This window comes from Streptomyces sp. NPDC002004 (assembly GCF_053593975.1).
Genome location: NZ_JBSFDP010000002.1, coordinates 589,242 through 611,958 on the forward strand (window position 1 = coordinate 589,242; position 22,717 = coordinate 611,958).

Annotated in this window: 15 protein-coding genes; 9 read left to right on the top strand and 6 right to left on the bottom strand. The window is 71.9% G+C overall.

The annotated features are described in order from the left end of the window. Positions 1-38: 38 nt before the first annotated feature. On the bottom strand, positions 39-1,154 hold the full coding sequence (locus tag ACWCP6_RS05680) for a pyridoxal-phosphate dependent enzyme (RefSeq protein ID WP_450931043.1): 1,116 nt from the start codon (positions 1,152-1,154) through the stop codon (positions 39-41). 492 nt (positions 1,155-1,646) lie between these two features. On the opposite strand from ACWCP6_RS05680, the gene ACWCP6_RS05685 reads away from it, so the two are divergent. The 5 genes from ACWCP6_RS05685 (at position 1,647) to ACWCP6_RS05705 (ending at position 7,640) form a co-directional block, all read left to right on the top strand. After that, entirely contained in the window at positions 1,647-2,399 is a 753-nt protein-coding gene (locus ACWCP6_RS05685; protein WP_450931044.1) for a GntR family transcriptional regulator, read from the top strand. A 1,047-nt stretch (positions 2,400-3,446) separates the two neighbouring features. After that, positions 3,447-3,662 (top strand): SPOR domain-containing protein, encoded by a 216-nt coding sequence (locus tag ACWCP6_RS05690; protein WP_450931045.1) that lies wholly within the window; start codon positions 3,447-3,449, stop codon positions 3,660-3,662. Between the two features lie 52 nt (positions 3,663-3,714). Continuing rightward, positions 3,715-4,116 carry a (deoxy)nucleoside triphosphate pyrophosphohydrolase gene (locus ACWCP6_RS05695; protein WP_450931046.1) on the top strand — a complete coding sequence of 134 codons (402 nt, stop codon included), beginning with the start codon at positions 3,715-3,717 and terminating at the stop codon, positions 4,114-4,116. A 164-nt stretch (positions 4,117-4,280) separates the two neighbouring features. Then, positions 4,281-4,688, top strand: coding sequence for an ATP-binding protein (locus tag ACWCP6_RS05700; RefSeq protein WP_450931047.1), 408 nt, complete (start codon positions 4,281-4,283; stop codon positions 4,686-4,688). Between the two features lie 207 nt (positions 4,689-4,895). Further along, positions 4,896-7,640, top strand: coding sequence for a SpoIIE family protein phosphatase (locus ACWCP6_RS05705; RefSeq protein WP_450931048.1), 2,745 nt, complete (start codon positions 4,896-4,898; stop codon positions 7,638-7,640). 73 nt (positions 7,641-7,713) lie between these two features. On the opposite strand, the gene ACWCP6_RS05710 is transcribed toward ACWCP6_RS05705, so the two are convergent. Next, positions 7,714-9,375: a TPM domain-containing protein gene (locus tag ACWCP6_RS05710; RefSeq protein ID WP_450931049.1), complete on the bottom strand. Its 1,662-nt coding sequence runs from the start codon at positions 9,373-9,375 to the stop codon at positions 7,714-7,716. A gap of 123 nt (positions 9,376-9,498) precedes the next feature. On the opposite strand from ACWCP6_RS05710, the gene ACWCP6_RS05715 reads away from it, so the two are divergent. After that, positions 9,499-10,599 (top strand): hypothetical protein, encoded by a 1,101-nt coding sequence (locus ACWCP6_RS05715; RefSeq protein WP_450931050.1) that lies wholly within the window; start codon positions 9,499-9,501, stop codon positions 10,597-10,599. 627 nt (positions 10,600-11,226) lie between these two features. Here ACWCP6_RS05715 and ACWCP6_RS05720 read toward each other — a convergent pair. The 4 genes from ACWCP6_RS05720 to ACWCP6_RS05735 form a co-directional block, all read right to left on the bottom strand. Continuing rightward, a complete protein-coding gene (locus ACWCP6_RS05720; protein WP_450931051.1) occupies positions 11,227-11,997 on the bottom strand; it encodes a succinate dehydrogenase/fumarate reductase iron-sulfur subunit in 771 nt (256 codons plus the stop codon). Next, positions 11,994-13,982, bottom strand: coding sequence for a fumarate reductase/succinate dehydrogenase flavoprotein subunit (locus tag ACWCP6_RS05725; RefSeq protein ID WP_450931052.1), 1,989 nt, complete (start codon positions 13,980-13,982; stop codon positions 11,994-11,996). The genes ACWCP6_RS05720 and ACWCP6_RS05725 overlap by 4 nt, the downstream gene beginning before the upstream one ends. 88 nt (positions 13,983-14,070) lie before the next feature. Next, complete coding sequence (locus ACWCP6_RS05730) at positions 14,071-14,892, bottom strand: hypothetical protein (protein WP_450931053.1); 822 nt, start codon at positions 14,890-14,892, stop codon at positions 14,071-14,073. Positions 14,893-14,992: 100 nt separating this feature from the next. After that, positions 14,993-15,283 carry a hypothetical protein gene (locus ACWCP6_RS05735; protein ID WP_450931054.1) on the bottom strand — a complete coding sequence of 97 codons (291 nt, stop codon included), beginning with the start codon at positions 15,281-15,283 and terminating at the stop codon, positions 14,993-14,995. A 416-nt stretch (positions 15,284-15,699) separates the two neighbouring features. Between ACWCP6_RS05735 and ACWCP6_RS05740 the strand changes: the two genes are divergently transcribed. From ACWCP6_RS05740 to ACWCP6_RS05750, 3 genes are all read left to right on the top strand, one after another. Further along, entirely contained in the window at positions 15,700-17,955 is a 2,256-nt protein-coding gene (locus tag ACWCP6_RS05740; protein WP_450931055.1) for an ABC transporter family substrate-binding protein, read from the top strand. Positions 17,956-18,527: 572 nt separating this feature from the next. Then, a complete protein-coding gene (gene typA / locus ACWCP6_RS05745) occupies positions 18,528-20,435 on the top strand; it encodes a translational GTPase TypA (protein WP_450931056.1) in 1,908 nt (635 codons plus the stop codon). 494 nt (positions 20,436-20,929) lie between these two features. Next, the gene (locus ACWCP6_RS05750; protein ID WP_450931057.1) at positions 20,930-22,558 is read left to right on the top strand and encodes a peptide ABC transporter substrate-binding protein; all 1,629 of its coding nucleotides are present in this window, start codon (positions 20,930-20,932) and stop codon (positions 22,556-22,558) included. The last annotated feature ends 159 nt before the right edge of the window (positions 22,559-22,717 follow it).

Genomic DNA, 22,717 nt, shown 5'->3' on the forward strand with positions numbered 1-22,717 from the left:
CGCGCTCGGGTGTCCCACGAAAGGGGGGCGTGGCCGTGTCAGTGGCTTCCTCCGTGCGCCAACCCCGACTTCAGGCCCGCACCGCACAACGGCACCACGGCCGTCCGGTCTCCGAGCGCACCCTCGCGGACCGCCGCCCAGCAGGCCACGCCCGTCGACTCGACGTACAGGCCCCGGGAGGCCAGATCGAGCTGCGCGTGGCGGATCCGGTCCTCGGTGACCGTGAGGAACGCGCCGCCCGATTCGCGTACCGCGCGCAGAATCTGCCGGGCGCGCGGCGGGCGGGGGATCGCAATGCCCTCGGCCAGGGTCGGGGCCATGGGCGTGACGCCGACCAGGTCGTCCGCCTCGGCCTGCCAGGCCGCGGCCAGCGGCGCCACGGCGGCGGCCTGCACCGCGTACAGCGCGGGGCGCCGGTCGATCAGTCCGGCGGCGTGCAGTTCCCCGACCGCGATGGCCGCGCCCAGCAGCAGCGTGCCGTTCCCGACCGGCACCACCAGCGCGTCGGGCAGCCGCCCGCCCAGGTCCTCCCACAGCTCGTGGACGTAGGTCTTGGTGCCGTGCAGGAAGTACGGGTTGTACACATGGCTCGCGTAGAAGGTGCCGGGCGTGTCGGCGGCCTCGCGCGCCGCCCGGGCCGCGGCCTCGCGGTCCCCGTCGACCAGTTCGAGCCGTGCCCCGTGGGCGCGGATCTGCTCCAGCTTCTTCTCCGACGTGCCGGCGGGCACGTACACCGTGCAGGCGAGTGCCGCGCGGGCGCAGTACGCGGCGATCGCCGTGCCCGCGTTGCCGCTGCTGTCCGCGATCACCCGGTCCGGACCGAGCCTGAGGGCCAGTTCGGCGAGCATCACCGCACCGCGGTCCTTGAACGACAGCGTCGGCATCAGGTAGTCGAGTTTCGCCGAGATCCCCTCCTTCAGCGGGACGAGCGGCGTGCGGCCCTCGCCCAGCGACACGGAGGGTCCTGTCAGGGGCAGCGCCTCGGCGTACCGCCACAGCGAATTCACGCGGCCCGTCAGCGACTTGAGCGAAGCGGGCGTCGGTGTGAAGTCGAGGTCGAGCGGGCCGCCGCAGGCCGGGCAGCACCACGCGGGGGACGCCGTGGGCACGCGCGTGCCGTCGAGGGGACAGAAACGATCCGGCAAGGCTGTCATACGCGCAGGTTAGATCGGCGGGGACGGCGGCTGCACATGATGCCGTGTCATGTCGGTTCCGCGGGTCGCGTGTTGGGCCGGACGGGCCGGTGGTGGGCGCCTGACCTGGTGGGTGCGGGGCGCCGGACCTCCGCGCAGATGCCTCCGGGGCGCGGAAGCGGACCTCGCGGGAGAGGGGGACAGGCGGGCGGGGAGGCGGAGAGAGGTATGCGGGAAACACGGGTGGAGCGCGCCGGAGGCGGAGGCGGACGGGGAGGGGGCCGAGGCGGACGAGGACGGGGCGGGAGCCGAGACGGATCGCGGGGGAGCGTGGCGCCGGCGCGGCGGAGCCGGTGCCTCCGTCCGAACCGGGCATTTCCGCGCCGCCGGCCACCGCAAAGCCCCTGGGCAAACCACAAATCATCACTTCGGGTGAATCCCTGGCCCGCGCTTGCGGGCGACAACCCACGGTTGCCAGTCTGTTGCTGTCTGTCAATCCGATGGGAGTGGCCAGTGACATTCGGTGAACAGCCGGCGTATCTCCGCGTCGCGGGCGATCTGCGCAAGAAGATCGTCGACGGTTCGCTGCCGCCGCACACCCGGCTCCCGTCACAGGCCAGAATCCGCGAGGAGTACGGCGTCTCGGACACGGTCGCGCTGGAGGCGCGCAAGGTGCTGATGGCCGAGGGGCTCGTCGAGGGCCGCTCCGGCTCGGGCACCTATGTGCGCGAGCGGCCCGTGCCGCGCCGTATCTCCCGGTCCGGATACCGTCCGCCGGCCGGCGCCACGCCCTTCCGCCAGGAGCAGGCCGAGGAAGGGGTGCGCGGCACCTGGGAGTCCCGCAGCGAGCAGGCCGAGGCGGGCGCATCCGTCGCCGAGCGGCTCGCCCTGCGGCCCGGCGACCGCGTGATGTGCACCAAGTACGTGTTCCGCGAAGCGGGCGAGGCGATGATGCTCTCCACGTCCTGGGAGCCGTTGTCCGTCACCGGACGCACACCGGTGATGCTTCCCGAGGAGGGCCCCCTCGGCGGCATGGGCGTGGTCGAGCGGATGGCCGCCATCGACGTGGTCGTGGACAACGTCACCGAGGAGGTCGGCGCCCGCCCCGGCCTCGCGGAGGAGCTCATGGCGCTCGGCGGGGTCCCGGGCCATGTCGTCCTCGTCATCCAGCGGACGTACTTCGCCTCGGGGCGACCGGTCGAAACGGCCGACGTGGTCGTCCCGGCCGACCGGTACCGCGTCTCCTACCACCTTCCGGTGAGGTGACGCCCGGGTCTGCCCCGGGCCGAGCCCGGGCCGGGGAGCGTGGTGTGAGCGCCGGGCTCCCGACCGACTGACCGGCAACCAGGCGTCTTCGAGGCGAGCGTTGCGCGCTGCGGCCGGACCCGCCCGCTCCTGCCGGTGCTGGCGAGGAGCGAACTCGGGTGAGGATTTCTGACGGGATTACTAGTCGTACGAGTTGGTCGTTCGGTTCGGATGCACAGGGTGCGGGGTCGCGCGCCGTGCCGTGGCCCGTGCCGCCCGTCGGGTGCCAGGAACCTCCACGGCGCAATCCGCCGGCGCGACGCCGCCACCGAGGCGTCCGACTCCCCGCCGCAGAAGCGCAGAAGCGCAGAAGCGCAGAAGCGCGGAGGTGCAGTTGTGTCCGGGCGGCCACCGGTGCGAGCTGCAAGCGCTGCGCCCTGGGCCGCACCGGTCTGCGCGGTAGGGCCCGGGTGCGGGCGACGGAATCTGGCCGTTCTCGCGGCGGGTCCCGGCTGCGCCGTCACCGGCGCGGCCGAACTCGACACTCCTGCAACGGATTCGGTGTTCGTCGCGGCCCGACTCACCCCGAATCCACGCCCGTTGCCCGCCCGGGCGCGAGGAGCCGCTACCGCCCGGCCTCGGACCCGGGTGCCGCCCGGGCGCTCGGTCCGGCGGCAGGGGCTGACGCCGCGGGCGAGGGCATCACCGCCGCCCGCGCGTGCGCCGACCGCACAACCGCGCACGCACCCCCCGCCATCGCCGATCGCCCCCTCCTGTCCGGCCCCGTCCGCTCCCTCTGCTGCCCGCCGGATGCCGCACGCGGTGACGTCCGATGTGCGGACCCGGCGACGGAGCCCGTGCTCATGCCGGTGCCGACGGTGCCCGTGAGGTGCAACCGGCCGCCGTCACAGGGGGCGCATCCGGCGGGTGTGCCCCCTTGTCATGGCCGGTTGGGTACCTCTTTGTGAAAACACGTATCCGCTGAGTGAAGGTCGGGCGTACGCTCGGGCATATGCGGAGTGGGGTTTCGTCGGGGAGTGGGGCGCGGAGCAGGCCGGGAGGGGCGCGATGAACGAGAACACGGCGGCACTTCCCTGGCTCGTGATACGCCAGGACGACAACGGCAACCGCTACCGCGTGGGCAGGTATGCGACCAGGGCGGAGGCCCAGAAGATCGCCGACAGTCTCGACGGCCGCGGCCACAAACAGCTCTACTGGGTCGAGCGCGTCGGTCAGGGCGGCTCGCGCCGGGCGGAGACCGAGGGGTCCGGCGGGCTGTCGTAGCGGCCGGACGACGCAGGGCGCCGGCCCCCCGGACTCCCGTAGGCTCCGGCGCATGACGGAACGCATCGTGGTGGTCGGCGCCGCCCTGTACGAGGCGGGGCGACTGCTCGCCGCGCGCCGCAGTGCGCCCCCCGAGCTGGCCGGACGCTGGGAGCTGCCCGGCGGCAAGGTCGAGCCCGGTGAGCGGCCCGAGGCGGCGCTCGTACGGGAGCTGCGCGAGGAGCTCGGCGTCGAGGCGGAGCTCGTGGCGCGGGTGCCGGGGGAGTGGCCCCTGAAGCCCGGTTACGTCCTCCAGGTGTGGACCGCCCGTCTCCTCTCCGGTGAGCCGCGCGCCCTGGAGGACCACGACGCCCTCCGCTGGCTCGCACCCGGGGAACTCTGGGACGTGGCGTGGCTCGACGTGGACGTCCCGGCCGTGAAGGAGGCCGCCCGCTGCGCCCCGCCTCGGGTTTGACGGGGTGTGGGCGGCCTGGGGCCGTCCCGGCACTCCGGCCGCGCGCCTGCTACGCCGTTTGCGCCACAGTGCATCGGATAACGGGATAATCGGCGGTCGATATCGGGTATGTGCCTATTAACCCCATGAAATCGGACATCGATCCTCCCCAAGTGGTGCGGGAAGTGAGCCGCGTGATCGACACCGACGGTGATTGCGCCGAGTGGACCTTCCCTGCCGAGCCGGGTGCCGTCCGTGCCGCCCGCGCCCTGGTCCGGAGCCAGCTCGGGCACTGGGGGCTCGGCGCACTGAGCGATGTGACCGCGCTGCTGGTCAGCGAGCTCGTCACCAATTCCCTGCGTCACGCCACGGGCCCCATCGGCGTCCGTCTCGTGCGTCCCACCGAGGCGCCCGACGCCCTGCGGGTCGAGGTCTCCGACCCGCTGCCGGAGTGGCCCCACGAGCGCAGCGCCGGCAGTGACGACGAGGGCGGACGCGGGCTGCAGCTGGTCGCCGGCGCATCCCGCCGCTGGGGCACCCGGAACCGGGACACGGGCAAGACGGTGTGGTTCGAGCTGGCGCTGCCTGGTTAGAAGACTGAAAGTACAGTCCTGGCCGGACGGCCGGGGGTACGGTTTCGGCCACACCGGGGGAGCAGTTCCCTGGCAGGGCCAAAAAGCGTCGAGGCCGTGCTGTGATCGTGAACACCGTTTTGCCCGGGGCCGTAGTACTGGATACTGCGGGCAGCCGCCCCCGGTGACCGGTGCCGGGCATGCGGTGAGCTGGAGGGGACGGTTCGCGTGAGCGAGATACCAGCGAGGGCCACGGGGTCCGAGGAACCGTCGGACCGCGCTCCGGAGGAGGCGACCGATCGCGCCAACACCGGTGCGGCGCGTGGCGCGGAGCCGGACGCCCGGCCGCGCGGCACGGGGCCGGACGCCCCGGGCGGCGTCGTATGGCAGAGCAGTCCGCCCGGCTCGATCTACGACTACATCAAGGTCGCCTCCTTCTCGATCGGCCCGGACGGCCTGATCGACCAGTGGAGCCTGCGCGCCGAGCAGCTCTTCGGCGTCCGCTCCGCCCAGGCCGTCGGCCGGGACCCCATCGACGCCTTCGTCCCCGCCGAGCACCGCGAGCGCGGGCGCCGCAAGATGGCCGAGGTGCTCGACGGCCGCGAATGGACCGGCTCCGTCCCCTTCCGCGTCCCGGACGGCGAACCGGGCGCCGGCGTCGAAGGCACCGCCGAGATCTATGTGATGCCCACCCGCACGGAGGACGGCGAACGCGCGGCCGTCTGCATCGTCGTCGATGTCAGGACACTGCGCCGCATCGAGACGGACCTCGCCGCCTCGCAGGCCGTTTTCGGTCAATCCCCTTTCGGGTTCCTCCTGTTCGACACGGACCTCCGGGTGCGGCGCACCAACAAGCGCTTCGCCTCCGTCTTCGGCGGCGAGGCCGACGACCACCGCGGCCGCACCGTCCACGACTATCTGCCGCACCACGAGGCCGAACGCATGTCGTCCGCGCTGCGCCGCGTCCTGGAGACCGGCGAGTCCGTCACCGACATGCAGATCGTCGGCCCCGTCCCCGGCTCCACCGACCGGCGCCACTGGTCGATCAACCTGTACCGCGTGCACAGCGGCGCCGGCACCCCCATCGGTGTCGCCGGACTCGGCACCGACGTCACCCGGCGCCATGCGGCCGCCCGCGAGGCCGCCCATGCCCGCCGCAACCTCGCCCTCCTCAACGAGGCGGGCGCGCGCATAGGAAACTCCCTCGACCTGGAGACCACCGCCCGCGAACTCCTCGACGTCACGGTCCCCGGCTTCTGCGACCTCGCCACCGTCGACCTGTACCAGGGCCTCCTGGAAGGCGACGAGACGCCGCCCGGCCAGTGGGGCACCCGCACCGACCCCGGCGGCGGCAGCGCCGCCCTGCGCCGGGTCGCCTTCGCCAGCGCCGTCGCCGACGCGCCCTTCGTCGACGGCACCGCGCCCGTCGCCGTCGGCGCCGTCCACCACTTCGCCTTCGCCTCCCCGTGCGCCGACGCCCTGCGCACCGGACGCCCCCGGTTCGTGCGCGGCGAGAACGGCGGCCTCGTCCAGTCCACCCTCGCGGTGCCGATGGTCGCCCATGACACCGTCGTCGGCCTTGCCCAGTTCTCCCGTACGAAGGGCAGCGAGCCGTTCGGCGAACGGGACCGGGCGCTCGCCGTCGAACTCGCCGCACGCGCCGCGGTCTGCATCGACAACGCCCGGCTCTACCGCCGCGAGCACGAGCGCGCCCTGATACTGCAGCGCTCCCTCCTCCCGCCCGGCGCCCCCGAGGCGTCCGGCCTCGACATCGCCTGCCGCTATCTGCCCGGCAACGCCGCCACCGAGGTCGGCGGCGACTGGTTCGACGTCATCGAACTGCCCGGCCACCGCACCGCCCTCGTCGTCGGCGACGTCATGGGCCGCGGACTGCGCGCCGCCGTCGCCATGGGTGAACTCCGCACCGCCGTGCGCACCCTCGCCCTGCTCGACCTGGAACCCGCCGAAGTCCTCTCCCAGCTGGACGAGATCGCCCGCGGCCTCGGCACCCCCGGCGGCCCCTCCCAGGCCTTCGGACCCGGAGGCGGCAATCCCGTGCCCCGGTCCCGGATGATCCCCCACTCCCGGCTCAACGGAGGCGCCCCCGCCGGGGACGCCGAAGCCCGCCGGTCCCGCGACGCCGACCTCTCCGAGGTCTACCTCGCCACCTGTGTGTACGCGGTCTACGACCCCGTCACACGGCGCTGCACCTTCGCCAACGCCGGCCACCTTCCGCCCGTGCTCGTCGAACCCGGCGAGGACGCCCTCATGCTCGACGTACCGCCGGGCATGCCGCTCGGTGTCGGCGGTGAACCCTTCGAGGAGGTCGAGGTCGAACTCCCCGAAGGCGCCCTCCTCGGCCTGTACACCGACGGCCTGGTCGAGTCCCGCGACCACCCGCTCGACGAGGGCCTGCGCGCCTTCCGCACCGCCCTCACCGACCCCGCCCCGGTCCTGGAGGATGTCTGCGACCACGTCCTCAACACGCTCGACACGCACCACGGCGAGGACGACATCGCCCTGCTCATGGCGCGTGTCCAGGGCCTGCCCGCCGAGTCGGTCGGCGACTGGACCCTGGAGCGGGAGCCGCGCAGCGTCGGCCGGGCCCGCGAACTGGCCCGCGAGCAACTGCTGGGCTGGGACCTGGAAGCCCTCGTCGACACCACCGAACTCCTCGTCAGCGAGCTGGTCACCAACGCCCTCCGGTACGGCGAGGGCGAGATCCGGCTGCGCCTGCTGCTGGACCGCACCCTGGTGTGCGAGGTGTGGGACGCGGGCCTCGTCCAGCCCCGCCGCCGACGCGCCCGCGACACCGACGAGGGCGGCCGCGGCCTCCAGCTCGTGGGCCTGCTCAGCGCCTCCTGGGGCTCACGCCGCACCCCGCGGGGCAAGACGGTCTGGTTCGAACTCCCCCTGCCGAGCGCCGCATCCGGCGCGGCGGACCCGGTGGAGGCGTTGCTCAGCCTGTTCTGACCACCCGTCCCGGTCGCCCGCGCGCGGCGCGACGCCCCTCCGCCCGTGCACGGCACCGGGCGGCCGCCGGGCCTCAGAACCGCTCGCCCCCGCCCAGCCGTCCCCGTGTCCCGGGCCCGCCGAACCGGACGGGCCCGCCGGTGCCGCCGCCGTGGCCGCCGAGGAGGACACCGCCCAGCAGGGCGCCGCCCGTCCCTTCGGACGCCGGGCCGCCACAGGGGTTGCCGTACGCCCGCACGTCCCGTTCCGCGAGGGCGGCGGCCCGGCTGCCGAGCAGCTCGGCCCGCTCGACCTCGGCGAGCGCGCCCGCGGGGCCCGACGCGGCCCACTGCTCCGCCTGGGCGAGACGGCGCCGCGCCTCCGACAGCCGGGTCCTGGCCGGGCATCCGACGGCCGCCCGATGCGTCGTGACGAAGTCGGACCCGGCCGCCACGCGGCTCCGCGCGGTCAGCAGGGCCGCCTCCAGCAGCGACCGCGCGCGCCGGTCGGCGGCCTCCCGGTCGCGCACCCCGGCCAACGCCTCGGCCAGCGCCGCACCGGGCCGGTGGACCCGGCGCAGCAGCCCGAGCGGGTCGTACGGTCCCGCGGCCACCGCCGAGCGCACCTCGGCGGCCGCGAAGTCGGCGGCCGCGATCCGGCTCAGCAGATCGGGGGCCGGAAGCCCCGCTTCGGAGCGGCCCACCAGGGCGCGGGCGTCGGCCAGATCGCCGTCCGTACCCGCCAGCGCGTCGGGAAGCAGGCCGTCGGCCCGCGCCAGCTCCGCGGCGAAGCGCTCGACCCCGGCCACGAACATCCCGGCCTGGCCGAGCGCACCCTCGGCGGCACGCAGATGCACGGCGGCCGAGGCACCGTCGCCCCGCCCGGCGTACTCCCGCGCGGCGTCAAGGTGCCTCCCGGCGAACGCGAGCCGGTCCTCGGCCTGCCCGATGTGGCCCGCCACGGCGAGCCCGGCGGCGGGTGCCCAGTGCCGCTCCAGCCCGGCCAGCGTCGTCCCGGCGTCGACGACAGCGGCCGTGACCCGCCGGAAGGCGCCGTCCGCGATCTCCAGAGCCTCCGGGGCGCGGCCGGCCAGATCACGCGCCCGGTCGAGGTCGGTGGCCTCGGCGTCCAGTCGCCACCCGGCCTCCGTGCAGTGCGCGGCGATTCCGTCGAGCAGCCGCTGCCCGCTCTCCTTGCCCCCGGGCGGCAGCGAGTCGAACTCGTACCGCAGCCGGAAGGCGGCCGTCAGTTCCGCCTGCGCGAACGCCACCGCCTCGGCGAACCGGCCGACGGCCGCGTCCCCCAACCGTGCGGCGGCCCAGCGGAGTTCCTCCTCGCTCGTGCGGACCGCGTCGTCGTGGGCCACGAGCATGCGGTCGGCCCGCCCGGCCGGCTCCGGCCGTGGCGGGCGCGCCGGGCCCGCAGTGGTGCGGACGACGGGGGCGCGCCGGCTGCTCCGTCCGTAGGCGTACAGGGCGAGGACCACCGCGCAGCCGAGGGAGAACAGGGGCAGTACCAGGTCGGCGCCGGTGGTCCCGCTCCCGGGGGCCGCCGCACCCCGGAACGCGCCGGCGGCGAGCCGCGCCGCATGCGGTCCTGCCCGCTCCCGGGGCCTGCCCGCGCCGTCCCCGACGGTCAGGAACGACACCAGCCACATCCCCGCGAGCAGCACGCCGACGACGGCATGGCCGACGCGCACGGCACGGGCGGCGCGCGGCGTTATGTGCGACGGGGCTCGACCCGGGGGAGGCGCCACATTCGCGAGCGTATGAGGGGAATCGCCGGGATGCGAGCGGGGCCGCCGGTGGGGCGTACGAGGGGGCGCCGCCGGGCGCGGTGCCCCCGGCCGGTGATCCGCAGGCACGTACGATGGGGCGCCATGGGGGTGGGGACCATACGTAGGGCATCGCGGGCGGGAACCGAACGGGACCGGAGCGGGGGGCGGATACGCCGTGCGTGGCGCAGTCCCCGCCTCAAGTGGCCCAAGCGCGTGGCGCTCGCGCTGGCCGTACTGCTGCTCGTCCCGACCCTGACCGCGGCCGTCGCGCTGCGGCTGGCCTACGCCGGTGACGTGGGCGACGGGACGCGGACGCGCGGGAAGGACGCGATCTGGCTGGGGCACGCCTGGCTGGACGGCCGCAAGGACAACGCCGACCTGGCCGAGCTCGCGGGCCGGCTGCGGGGCACGGGCCTCCATGACCTGTACGTCCATGCGGGCCCCCTGGAACACGACGGCACGCTGCCCGCCGGGCGGTATCCGCGGGCCCGGTGGTTCGTGACATCGGCGCACCGGGTGCTGCCCGGCATCCGGGTGCAGGCGTGGCTCGGCGACAAGCTGGCCACGGAGTCGCCGAACGGGCTGCGCCTCGAACGGCCGGCGACGCGGCACGCCGTCGTACGGTCCACCCGGCAGATCCTCGATGCGGGGTTCGAGGGCGCCCACTTCGACCTGGAGCCGCTGCACTCCGGCGACCGGAACTACCTCGGGCTCCTGGACGAGCTGCACGGCGTCACCCGGGCGCGCGGGGTGCCGCTCTCCGTCGCCGCGCACCAGATCGACCCGCTTCCGGGGCTGCACGCGCCGGTGGGGGCGGTCACCGGGCACCCCAAGTGGTGGTCGCAGTCCTTCTTCGGGCAGGTCGCCCGGCGCGTCGACCAGATCGCCGTGATGTCGTACGACACCGCCATGCCGGCGGAGAGCCTGTACGGGGGGTACGTCGCCGAGCAGACGAGGCTGGCCCTCGAAGTCACCCCGGCGTCGACCGATCTCCTCATGGGGCTGCCCTTCTACCGCGAGAACAAGCCCGGGCACTGGGGCTTCGCGGAGACGGTGCGTGCGGCGGTGCGGGGGGTGAGGCTCGGGCTCACCCGTACGGATGCCGGGCGCCGGCGGTTCGGTGTTGCCCTCTACGTGGACTTCGCCGCGCACGAGGACGACTGGGCGTCCTACCGGACGGGCTGGTGCACCGACCGGGCCTGACCTGGTATTTCCCTCCCACCCGGGACCGGGTGCGCCCCGCCCACCCGGCACCACGCGCACGCCTCCCGCAGGGGTGCCCGGCACCGTGGCTGTGCCCCCCGGCACCACCTCACGTCCCACGCAGGATTGCCCGGCACCGGGGGCTGTGCCCACCCGTTCCGCCCCTGGCGGAACGCCTGCCCACAGCGGAGAACGGGAACGCTGGCACAGCCTCCCCGGCGGGAAAGCCGCCGTCCGGCCGGAGGGGGCGTGGCGGGACCTCCGCCCGCAGTGGCCGGCGCGCAAGTACCGAGTGACCCGGCGGGCGACGGAAGCGCGCCGGTCCGAGGACGGAGGTCCCGGCGCGCACCCGACCCACTACCCACCGGCAGCGCACCCCAGACAGCGCACGAGCGCACGACGACCCCGGCACACCAAGGACAGGCGGCGCACCCCAAGCAGCGCACGCGCGCACGACGCACCCGACCCACCACGCACAGACGGCGCACCCCAAGCAGCGCACGCGCGCACGACGCACCCGACCCACCACGCACAGACGGCGCACCCCAGGCAGCGCACGCGCGCACGACGCACCCGACCCACCACGCACAGACGGCGCACCCCGAGCGGCGCACGCGCGCGCCCGTGTCAGTCCTCGCGGCGGCGGATCTTGTTGCCGAGCCAGACCAGGGGGTCGTACTTGCGGTCGACGGCGCGCTCCTTCAGCGGGATCAGCGCGTTGTCGGTGATCTTGATGCCCTCGGGGCACACCTCCGTGCAGCACTTGGTGATGTTGCAGTAGCCGAGCCCGTGCTCGTCCTGTGCCGTCCTCTTGCGGTCCAGGCCCGCTTCCTCCGCCGCGTCCAGCGGATGCATGTCCAGTTCGGCGACCCGCATCAGAAAACGCGGCCCGGCGAACGCGGCCTTGTTCTCCTCGTGGTCACGCACCACATGACACGTGTCCTGGCACAGGAAGCACTCGATGCACTTGCGGAACTCCTGCGACCGGTCCACGTCCTCCTGCTGCATCCGGTACTCACCGGGCCCGAGCCCGGCCGGAGGCACGAACGCCGGGATCTCCCGTGCCTTGGTGTAGTTGAAACCGACGTCCGTCACCAGGTCCCGCACCACGGGGAAGGCGCGCAGCGGCGTCACCGTGATCGTCTCGTCCCGGCCGAATACCGACATCCGGGTCATGCACATCAGCCGAGGCCGCCCGTTGATCTCCGCCGAACACGAACCGCACTTGCCCGCCTTGCAGTTCCAGCGCACCGCGAGATCGGGCGCCTGCGTCGCCTGGAGACGGTGGATGATGTCGAGGACGACCTCGCCGTCGTGCACCTCGACCTTGAAGTCCTCCAGGCCGCCGCCGGCGGCATCCCCGCGCCAGACCCGGAAGCTCGCATCGTACGTGCTCACTCGTACAGCTCCTCTTCGGCGAGGTACTTGACCAGCTCGTCCTTCTCGAAGAGGGCGAGCAGGTCGGAACGGATGGGCTCGGTGGTCTCCCGCATGAGCCGGATCTGGCCGCGCACGGGATCGGTGGCCGCCAGACCGCCCGTCGGGTCGGCCAGCCGGCACAGGAGATTGACGCGCCGCCAGGCGCGGTCCATCGCCGGGTGGTCCTCGCGGGTGTGCCCGCCCCGGCTCTCCTCGCGCTCCAGCGCGGCCCGCGCCACGCACTCGCTGACGAGGAGCATGTTGCGCAGGTCGAGCGCCAGATGCCAGCCGGGGTTGAACTGCCGGTGCCCCTCGACGCCCGCGCGTCGCGCCCGTACGCGCAGCTCGGCCAGCTTCTCGAGCGCCTGTTCCATCTCCCCCCGGCGGCGGATGATGCCGACGAGGTCGTTCATGGTCTGCTGGAGTTCCTGGTGCACGCTGTAGGGGTTCTCCGGCGGGCGTCCGCGGCCGGCCGCCTCGATGCCCGGTTCGATGCCCGGCTCGGGGCCCTCCGCGGAGAACGGCCTCAGCGCCTCCGCGGCGGCCGTGTCCACCTGGATGTCGTCCACCGGAGGCCGCCCGTCGCCCAGCCCGGCGGTGTACTGCGCAGCGTGCAGCCCGGCGCGGCGGCCGAATACGAGCAGGTCGGAGAGGGAGTTGCCGCCGAGCCGGTTGGAGCCGTGCATACCGCCCGCGACCTCACCGGCCGCGTACAGCCCCGGCACACCGCGCGCCGCCGCCGTGTCCGAGTCGACGGCGACCCCGCCCATGACGTAGTGGCAGGTGGGGCCGACCTCCATCGCCTCGGCGGTGATGTCGACGTCGGCGAGCTCCTTGAACTGGTGGTACATGGAGGGCAGCCGCCGCTTGATCACCTCGGCGGGCATACGGGTCGACACGTCCAGGAACACACCGCCGTGCGGGGAGCCGCGGCCCGCCTTCACCTCGGCGTTGATGGCCCGCGCGACCTCGTCGCGGGGCAGCAGCTCCGGCGGGCGCCGGTTGTTGTCGGGATCGTCGTACCAGCGGTCGCCCTCGTCCTCCGACTCGGCGTACTTCTCCTTGAAGACGTCCGGGACGTAGTCGAACATGAACCGCTTGCCCTCGGAGTTGCGCAGGACCCCGCCGTCACCGCGCACGGACTCGGTGACCAGGATCCCCTTCACCGAGGGCGGCCAGACCATCCCGGTGGGGTGGAACTGCACGAACTCCATGTTCACCAGCGGCGCGCCCGCGAGCAGCGCGAGCGCGTGACCGTCGCCGGTGTACTCCCAGGAGTTGGAGGTGACCTTGAAGGACTTGCCGATGCCGCCGGTGGCCAGCACCACGGCGGGCGCCTCCAGGACGAAGAAGCGGCCGGACTCGCGCTCGTAGCAGAAGACCCCGCTGACCCGCCCGCCCGCGGGTCCTTCGTCGGGGGCCGTGTCCTTCAGTACGCGGGTGACCGTGCACTCCTGGAAGACCTTCAGCCGCGCCTCGTGGTCGCCGAACTCCCGCTGGTCCTCCTGCTGGAGGGCGACGATCTTCTGCTGGAGGGTGCGGATCAGCTCCAGGCCGGTCCGGTCGCCGACGTGCGCCAGCCGCGGGTACTCGTGGCCGCCGAAGTTCCGCTGCGAGATCCGGCCGTCCTTCGTACGGTCGAAGAGCGCGCCCCAGGTCTCCAGCTCCCACACCCGGTCGGGCGCCTCGCGGGCGTGCAGTTCGGCCATGCGCCACTGGTTGAGGAACTTGCCGCCGCGCATGGTGTCGCGGAAGTGGACCTGCCAGTTGTCGTGCGGGTTGGCGTTGGCCATCGCAGCGGCGATGCCGCCCTCGGCCATCACGGTGTGCGCCTTGCCGAACAGCGACTTGCAGATCACGGCGGTACGGGCGCCCTGTTCGCGCGCCTCGATCGCGGCCCGCAGCCCCGCACCTCCCGCGCCCACCACGACGACATCCCACTGCTGCCGTTCCACTTGAGACATCGGGTTACGCCATCCAATCTGAACCGGTCCGCCGCCGGCCGTCTAGAAGGAGCCCGTGACGTACGGGCGCCGTCGGGAGGAGGGTGGGCTAGAAGAAGCGCGGGTCGTCGAAGGCTCCGCTGGCGAGCAGGTACACGTAGAAGTCGGCGAGCGCCACGCTGACCAGGGACGCCCAGGCGAGCTGCATATGGCGGGCGTTGAGCCTGCTCACCCAGCCCCACATCCGGTACCGCACGGGATGCTTGGAGAAGTGCTTGAGCTGCCCGCCGACGATGTGCCGGCACGAGTGGCACGACAGCGTGTACGCCCAGATCAGCACGATGTTGATCAGGAAGACGACCGTGCCGAGCCCCATGTGGCCCCAGTGGTACTGCTCGTCCCGGAACGACAGCACCGTGTCGTACGTGAGGACGCCCGCGACCAGCAGCGCCGCGTAGAAGAAGTACCGGTGGATGTTCTGCAGGATCAGCGGGAAGCGGCTCTCGCCCGTGTACGTGCGGTGCGGCTCCGCCACCGCGCAGGCCGGGGGCGACAGCCAGAAGCTGCGGTAGTAGGCCTTGCGGTAGTAGTAGCAGGTCAGCCGGAAGCCCAGCGGGAAGATCAGGATCAGCAGGGCGGGGGACAGGCCCCACCAGCCGCCGAAGATCTCCGCGTTGGGGCCCGCGTGCATCGGCCGGCAGTTCTCCGCCAGACACGGCGAGTAGAACGGTGAGACGTAGGGTGCGTGGTAGTAGTCGGCGTTCGCGAAGGCCCGCCACGTCGAGTAGACGATGAAGGCGAGCAGCCCGCCCGCGGTCGCGGCGGGCGCCAGCCACCAGCGGTCCTTGCGCAGGTGCGGGGCGGCGATGGCGGCACGCGTGCCCTCGCGCACACCGCCGCCGTTCGGATGGGGTTCCGTGCCCGTGGCCAAAGAGGGCACCTCCTAATTCGGGGCTCGGATCGCCTGCTTCAGGGCTCGGATCGCCCACGGAGCGCGCCCCTTCGGCTCGCTCGCCGGGCGTCCGGGGCGCTCAGGGTGCGTGCCGGTCGCGGGCGCCGAGGCCCTCGTCGTCCGCGTCCGTCCACAGGGAGCTGTCGTACGGGGTGTCGGGGATCGGCACCAGGTCGGGCTCGCCCGCGCCGCGCGGGTGCCCGTGCGCGGCCTCGCGCAGCAGGGCGACGCTCTCGCGCAGATGGGCGGCGTCGGTGCGTACGCGACGTATCTCCAGACCGGTGCCGACCTGCTGCTCCAGCCGTCCCACGGACCGGCACAGATCGTCGATCGAGCGCTGCACTGCCGTCAGGTCGTCCTGCACGGACATGGCGTGTCCTCACTTCCGCGGTTGCGTGGCACTCGCGGTACAGGGCTCGGGCCCCGTCGTCAGGGCCCGGAGCCCGGCGGCTGCCGTCGGCGGCCGCCGTGTGCGCCAGCGAGTGTCGCGCGTCACATCATCGCTTGGGAAGGGATCTGCGCGGATTGGCCGACTCGTACGCCACACGCGCGCCACACGTACGCCCCATGCGCGCCCCCGGGCGGCCGATTCCGCGGCCTTCCCGCGCTGGGCCGCACGGGTGGGGTTCGCGGCGCCCGCCGACGTGTCGCCGCCGCCGCTTCGCGGCCGTCGCCTTCAGTGGGGCGATAGATCTGATCAGCTCCATATACCGCCAAACGTGATCAACCCGGTCCGGTCCTGGTAGTAGCGGGCGGCCGGGCGAGCCCCGGAGGTACGTACCAGTGATGTCCCACGACGGCGTCAGACTGCGCTCGGTGATGCGCTCTGTCGCGTTCCTGACGACGGGCGTGCTCGCGGTGCCCGCCCTGGCTGCCTGCGGCTCCGACGACGACGGCGGGTCACCGGCCGCCGTCCAGGACATCGCGCCCGCCAAACGCGACCAGATCGTCGACGGTGGCAGGATCACCTGGGCCGTCGACGCCCTGCCCCAGACACTGAACTCCTTCCAGGCCGACGCCGACGGCGCCACCTCCCGGATCGCCGGTGCCGTCCTGCCGTCCATGTTCCGCGTCGACGCCAAGGGGCGGCTGCAGCGCAACCCCGACTTCCTGGAGTCCGCCAAGGTCGTCGAGACCGAGCCCAAGCAGGTCGTCCTGTACAAGCTCAACCAGCAGGCGGTGTGGAGCGACGGCCGGGAGATCGGCGCCGACGACTTCGTGGCGCAGTGGCGTGCCCTGTCCGGCAAGGACTCCTCGTACTGGACCGCGCGCAACGCGGGCTACGAGCGGATCGAGAAGATCGAACGCGGCGGGAACAACCTGGAGGTGCGGGTCACCTTCAAGCAGAAGTACGCGGACTGGCGGTCCCTGTTCTCGCCGCTCTACCCGAAGGACGTCATGGGCACCCCGGACGCCTTCAACGACGGCTCGCGCCGTGCGCTGAAGGTCACCGCAGGGCCGTTCATGCTCCAGAACATCGATCTGAAGACCAAAGAAGTAACGCTTCAGCGCAGCCAGCGCTGGTGGGGTCGTCCCAGCAAGCTCTCCACCCTGGTGCTCCGCGCCGTCCCGCGCGACCAGCGGGCGGCCGAGCTCGCCGACGGCAAGGTCGACCTCGCCGACGTCGACCCGGCCGACGCGGACCGCATCACCCTCGCCGCGAGCGGCAAGGTCCCGCAGGGCCCGCTCCCGAACGGCGCGGGTGGCGGCCGCACCGCGGCCAAGCCGGTCCGCAAGCTCGACCGGAAGGCCCGGCAGGCCGCCCGGGACTACGCCGAGGAGCAGTCGGGGCTGCGCGCCTTCGTGGTCCGCAAGTCCCTAGAGCCCGCCTACACGCAGCTCGCCCTCAACGGCTCCGAGGGCCCGCTCGCCGACGACCGGGTGCGCCGCGCGGTGGCCCGCGCGATCAACCGCGACGAGCTGGCCAAGCTCGTCCTCAAGCCGCTCGGTCTGCCGTCCAAGACGGTCGGCAGCCACCTCGCGCTCGCCGGTCAGGCCGACTACGAGGACAACAGCGACGCGCTCGGCGGCGAGGACGAGAAGGTGGCCCAGGCCCTGCTCGCCGACGCGGGCTGGGTACGGGGCGGCCCGATCACGGAGGCCAAGGACAAGGACCCGGCGAAGACCGCGGGCAGCCAGGCGGACGGCAAGAAGACGTCCGACGACCAGGACAAGGACCACGGCACCGAGGGCACGTACATCATCGGCGAGGACGACAAGCCCGACGGGGCGGGTGAGCGGGGCGGCCACGCGAACGACCGGGCCGGCCGGGCGGGCCACCGGGACGGTGCCGCGAGCGACAGGGACGCCGCCGCGAGCGACAAGCCCGGCGACAGGAGCGACAAGCCCGGCGACGCCGACCGCGAGCACAAGAAGGGGCACGACGGGCAGGGTCCGGCCGGGGCCTACGCACCCAAGGGCACCGCGGCCCCCGCCGGAGCGGTGAGCGGACCGTTGGCCAAGGACGGCAAGGCGCTCAGCCTGCGCTTCGTGGTGCCCTCGGGGGCCGGGTCGGAGTCGCTGCGCACGGTCGCCGACCGCATCTCGAAGATGCTGGAGCGGATCGGCATCCGTACGGAGATCTCCAAGGTTCCGGACGCGAGCTACTTCAAGGACCACATCGCCTCCGGTGAGTACGACCTGGCGCTGTACTCGTGGCCCGCGACCGCGTTCCCCGCGACCGACGCCCGGCCGATCTTCGCCAAGCCGGTCCCTGCGGCCGACGGCTCCCTGAACGTCGAGCAGAACTACACGCGGGTCGGCACCGACCACATCGACCAGCTCTTCGCCAAGGCGGTCGGTGAGCTCGACGAGGACGCGGAGCGGGATCTGGTCCGCCAGGCCGACGCCCGGATCTGGGCCGCCGCGGGGTCGATCCCGCTCTACCAGCGCCCCCAGCTCGTGGCCACCCGCCCCGACATCGCCAACGCCGGCGCCTTCGGGTTCCAGACCCCGGTCTACGAGGACATGGGCTTCCTGAAGAAGGGGGTCAGCCCTGGTCAGGGCCCGGGCGTCATGGCCAGCGGGAGCCCCACGAACTAGCCCCGCCCCGTCTCCGCCACGGCCCCGGCCCCCACGGACCGGGGCCGCGGCATGCCTCCCGCAGGGGACCCGGCACCGTGGACTGTGCCCACCCGTTCCGCCCCAGGCGGAACGCATGCCCACAGCGGTGTGTGGGGCCTGACCGCATCCCCCCTCCGGCCGGTGGGGCCGGTGGGGCCGTGCAATGCCGTTTCCCCGCTGTGGGCAGTCGTTCCGCAGGGCGGAACGGGTGGGCACAACCCCGGTGCCGGGCAACCCTGCGGGAGAGGTGCATGTGGTGCCGGGTGGGCACGGTGCCGCCCCGGTGCCGGGCGGCTGTTCGGGAGGCGTGCACGTGGTGCCGGGAAGGCGTGGCCTCCGGTGTCGGGCTTCGCGCCGGGGACGGCGACCCCGGCACCGGGCAGGCACCCCCGCCCGAGGCACCCCAGGTGTGACGTACGCCCCGGCACCGGAACCGCACGCCCGCCGCAGGCCCCGTACCATGGGGTGAGGCCGTGGCGTGTTCAAGCCCGGCAGGCCCTGGCCCCGCGCAGCGGGAGGCCGTCCACTCACCCCGGGAGAAGCGCCGCAATATGGCCACGCGCCACGACATCCGCAATGTCGCCATCGTCGCCCATGTCGACCACGGCAAGACGACCATCGTCGATGCCATGCTCAAGCAGGCCGGTGCCTTCGCCGCGCACCAGCTCGAGTCCGTCGACGACCGCGTCATGGACTCGAACGACCTGGAGCGTGAGAAGGGCATCACGATCCTCGCCAAGAACACGGCGGTGAAGTACCACCCCAAGGACGGCGGCGAGCCGATCACGATCAACATCATCGACACCCCCGGCCACGCCGACTTCGGCGGCGAGGTCGAGCGCGGTCTGTCGATGGTCGACGGCGTCGTCCTCCTCGTGGACGCCTCCGAGGGCCCGCTCCCGCAGACCCGCTTCGTGCTGCGCAAGGCCCTGCAGGCCCGGATGCCGGTCATCCTGTGCATCAACAAGACGGACCGCCCGGACTCCCGTATCGACGAGGTCGTCAACGAGACGTACGACCTCTTCCTGGACCTGGACGCCGACGAGGACCAGATCGAGTTCCCGATCGTCTACGCCTGCGGCCGTGACGGCATCGCGTCGCTGACGAAGCCGGAGGACGGCACGGTCCCGGCGGACTCCGACAGCCTGGAGCCGTTCTTCTCGACGATCCTGGACACCATCCCGGCCCCGTCCTACGAGGAGGAGGCCCCCCTCCAGGCGCACGTCACCAACCTCGACGCCGACAACTTCCTCGGCCGTATCGCGCTGCTCCGCGTCGAGCAGGGCGAGCTGCGCAAGGGCCAGACGGTCGCGTGGATCAAGCGTGACGGCACGATCTCCAACGTCCGCATCAGCGAGCTGATGATGACCGAGGCGCTGACCCGCAAGCCCGCCGAGGTGGCCGGCCCGGGTGACATCTGCGCCGTCGCCGGCATCCCCGACATCATGATCGGCGAGACCCTCGCCGACACGGAGAACCCGGTCGCGCTGCCGCTGATCACGGTCGACGAGCCCGCGATCTCGATGGTGATCGGTACGAACACCTCGCCGCTGGTCGGCCGTGGCGGCACCGGCAAGGGCGCGGACGCCAAGGCCGCGGTCAAGGACCGCAAGGTCACCGCCCGCCAGGTCAAGGACCGTCTGGACCGCGAGCTGATCGGTAACGTCTCGCTGCGTGTCCTGGACACCGAGCGTCCCGACGCCTGGGAGGTGCAGGGCCGCGGTGAGCTGGCGCTCGCGATCCTCGTCGAGCAGATGCGCCGTGAGGGCTTCGAGCTGACCATCGGCAAGCCGCAGGTCGTCACCAAGGAGGTCGACGGCAAGGTCCACGAGCCCGTCGAGCGCATGACGATCGACGTGCCCGAGGAGCACATGGGCGCGGTCACGCAGCTCATGGGTGTTCGCAAGGGCCGTATGGACAACATGTCGAACCACGGCTCCGGCTGGGTCCGCATGGAGTTCGTCGTGCCGTCCCGTGGCCTCATCGGCTTCCGGACGGAGTTCCTCACCAGCACCCGCGGTACGGGTATCGGGCACTCGATCCACGAGGGCCACGAGCCGTGGTTCGGCAACCTCCAGACCCGTAACAACGGTTCGCTGGTCGCCGACCGCTCCGGCGCAGTCACGGCGTTCGCGATGACGAACCTCCAGGAGCGCGGCGTCCTCTTCGTGGAGCCGGGCACCGAGGTGTACGAGGGCATGATCGTCGGTGAGAACTCGCGCTCCGACGACATGGACGTGAACATCACCAAGGAGAAGAAGCTCACGAACATGCGCTCCTCGACGGCCGACGTCGCGGAGTCCATCGTTCCGCCGCGCAAGCTCTCCCTGGAGCAGTCCCTGGAGTTCTGCCGCGACGACGAGTGCGTCGAGGTGACCCCGGAGGCCGTCCGCATCCGCAAGGTCGCCCTGGACCAGCGTGAGCGGGCCCGTGCGGCCTCCCGCGCCAAGCACGGCTGACGCACTCCCGCACCAGGCGCGACTGACGTCACATCAGTCCTGAGCCCGGGCATCCCTTCGGGGGTGCCCGGGCTCAGGTATTGGCAAAAAATGTCTACGCGGGAAGACTTCTCGCTACTCTGCGGAATGGGCCCTCGTGGCCGACCGTCACGACCGCAACCGGTTTTAGACCATGATCTGTCCGGAATACGGACGCCGATGACCGATAGATATGTAACACGTCCGTTTCGCAACCATCTATCTCGGATCGGTTTGTCCGGATTTTGGAAGAAGTAGGTGGCAGGTGTGATCGAACCGAGACCAAAAGAGTGTGGTCGGGCGCAAGGCGATGGCTAATAGTTGAGCGCGAAGAGCTCGGGTCAATGGGTCACGCGCTGTGGGGAGCACGGACTCACGAGCACACTGGGGCACTTGGAAGGCTCGCCGTCAGGGGTGTCGGCTTGGCCAAAAGTGTCCCCTCTCGTAGTGAACAGTGGACTCATGAGGAGGAACCCATGCGCGGTGCCAAGAGCGCCAAGTGGGTCGCAATAGCCGCGGTTGTGGCGCTGGGGGCGACCGCCTGTGGTGGCGGCAGCAAGTCGGGCAGCGGGGACGACAGCAAGGCTGCTGTCAACCCGAATGCCAAGTTCTCCATCGAGGTGGGCGAGCCGCAGAACCCGCTGCAGCCGGCCAACACCATGGAGTCCAACGGCAGCATCGTCGTCAAGTCGATCTTCTCGCAGCTGGTCGACTACGACGCCAAGGGCAACATCGTCATGGTGAACGCCCAGTCGGTGGACACCAAGGACAACAAGACCTACACGGTCAAGCTCAAGGCGGGCTGGAAGTTCCACGACGGCACGCCCGTCACCGCAGAGTCCTACGTCAAGGCTTGGAACTGGGCCGCGAACCCGGCCAACAAGCAGACCAACAGCTTCTGGTTCTCGGACATCAAGGGCTACGACGACGTGGCGCCCGCCAAGGGCAAGTCGAAGGCCGACAAGATGTCCGGTCTGAAGGTCGTCGACGACAACACCTTCACCATCACGCTGACCAAGCCGATCCCGTACTACGTGTACAAGCTCGGCTACGAGGTCTTCTCGCCGCTCCCGGAGTCCTTCTACAAGGACCCGAAGGCGGCCGGCGAGCACCCGGTCGGCAACGGCCCCTACAAGTTCGTCAGCTGGCAGCACAAGAAGCAGATCGAGATTGCCCGCTACGACGGCTACAAGGGTCCCGACAAGGCCAAGAACGGCGGTGTGCTCTTCAAGAACTACACCAGCCTCGAGACGGCCTACGAGGACCTGAAGTCCGGCAACGTCGACGTCCTGCGTCAGATCGCGCCCAAGGACCTGCCGGTCTACAAGCAGGACCTCGGTGACCGCGCCGTGGACCAGGCGTACTCCGCCATCCAGACGATCGCCCCGGCCTTCTACACCAAGCAGTGGAAGAACATCGACCCGAAGGTCCTGCAGGGCCTGTCGATGGCGATCGACCGGAACACCATCACCAAGACCGTGCTGCAGGGCACCCGTGAGCCGGCCACCGGCTGGGTCGCCCAGGGCGTGCTCGGCTTCCAGCCGAACGCCGCGGGTGACGTCGTCACCTACAACCCGGCCAAGGCCAAGCAGCTCATCAAGCAGGGTGGCGGCGTCCCGGGCAACAAGATCTCCATCCAGTACAACGCCGACGGCGGTCACAAGGAGTGGGTGGAGGCGGTCTGCGGCTCCATCACCAAGGCCACCGGCGTCAAGTGCACCGGCGACTCCAAGGCGGACTTCCAGGCCGACCTGAACGCGCGTGACGCGCACGAGGTCAAGTCCCTGTACCGCAGTGGCTGGGTGCTCGACTTCCCGATGAACGCCAACTTCGTCCGGGACCTGTTCGGCACGCACTCCGACGGCAACCAGAGCGGCTTCTCCAACAAGAAGATCGACGACGCCATCGCGAAGGCCGACAGCGCCTCCTCGCTGGAGGACTCGGAGAAGCAGTACGCGGCCATCGAGAAGCAGCTGCCGAACTACATGCCGAGCATTCCGCTCTGGTACTACAAGGTCAACGCGGGCTACTCGGACAAGGTCACCGGCGTCAAGTACGCGCAGAACGGCGACCCGATCCTGACCGGCGTTCAGGTCAAGAAGTAACCGCAAACAGCTCGTCGCCCCCGGCGCGGCCGCTCGTCGGCCGCCCGGGGGACGGCAGTGGCCGGGGGGCCCTTTCCGCCGTATTCGCACGGACTCCGTACCTCGTCGTACGGACTCCGTACGAGTGCGTGCGGAAAGGGCCCGTCCGGCTGCGCTGTG

Excerpts from the sequence above, each read along its gene's own strand:
- ACWCP6_RS05680 (WP_450931043.1), bottom strand. The coding sequence starts at position 1,154 with ATGACAGCCTTGCCGGATCGTTTCTGTCCCCTCGACGGCACGCGCGTG.
- ACWCP6_RS05690 (WP_450931045.1), top strand. The coding sequence starts at position 3,447 with ATGAACGAGAACACGGCGGCACTTCCCTGGCTCGTGATACGCCAGGAC.
- ACWCP6_RS05695 (WP_450931046.1), top strand. The coding sequence starts at position 3,715 with ATGACGGAACGCATCGTGGTGGTCGGCGCCGCCCTGTACGAGGCGGGG.
- ACWCP6_RS05715 (WP_450931050.1), top strand. The coding sequence starts at position 9,499 with ATGGGGGTGGGGACCATACGTAGGGCATCGCGGGCGGGAACCGAACGG.
- ACWCP6_RS05725 (WP_450931052.1), bottom strand. The coding sequence starts at position 13,982 with ATGTCTCAAGTGGAACGGCAGCAGTGGGATGTCGTCGTGGTGGGCGCG.
- ACWCP6_RS05735 (WP_450931054.1), bottom strand. The coding sequence starts at position 15,283 with ATGTCCGTGCAGGACGACCTGACGGCAGTGCAGCGCTCGATCGACGAT.
- ACWCP6_RS05740 (WP_450931055.1), top strand. The coding sequence starts at position 15,700 with ATGTCCCACGACGGCGTCAGACTGCGCTCGGTGATGCGCTCTGTCGCG.
- typA (WP_450931056.1), top strand. The coding sequence starts at position 18,528 with ATGGCCACGCGCCACGACATCCGCAATGTCGCCATCGTCGCCCATGTC.
- ACWCP6_RS05750 (WP_450931057.1), top strand. The coding sequence starts at position 20,930 with ATGCGCGGTGCCAAGAGCGCCAAGTGGGTCGCAATAGCCGCGGTTGTG.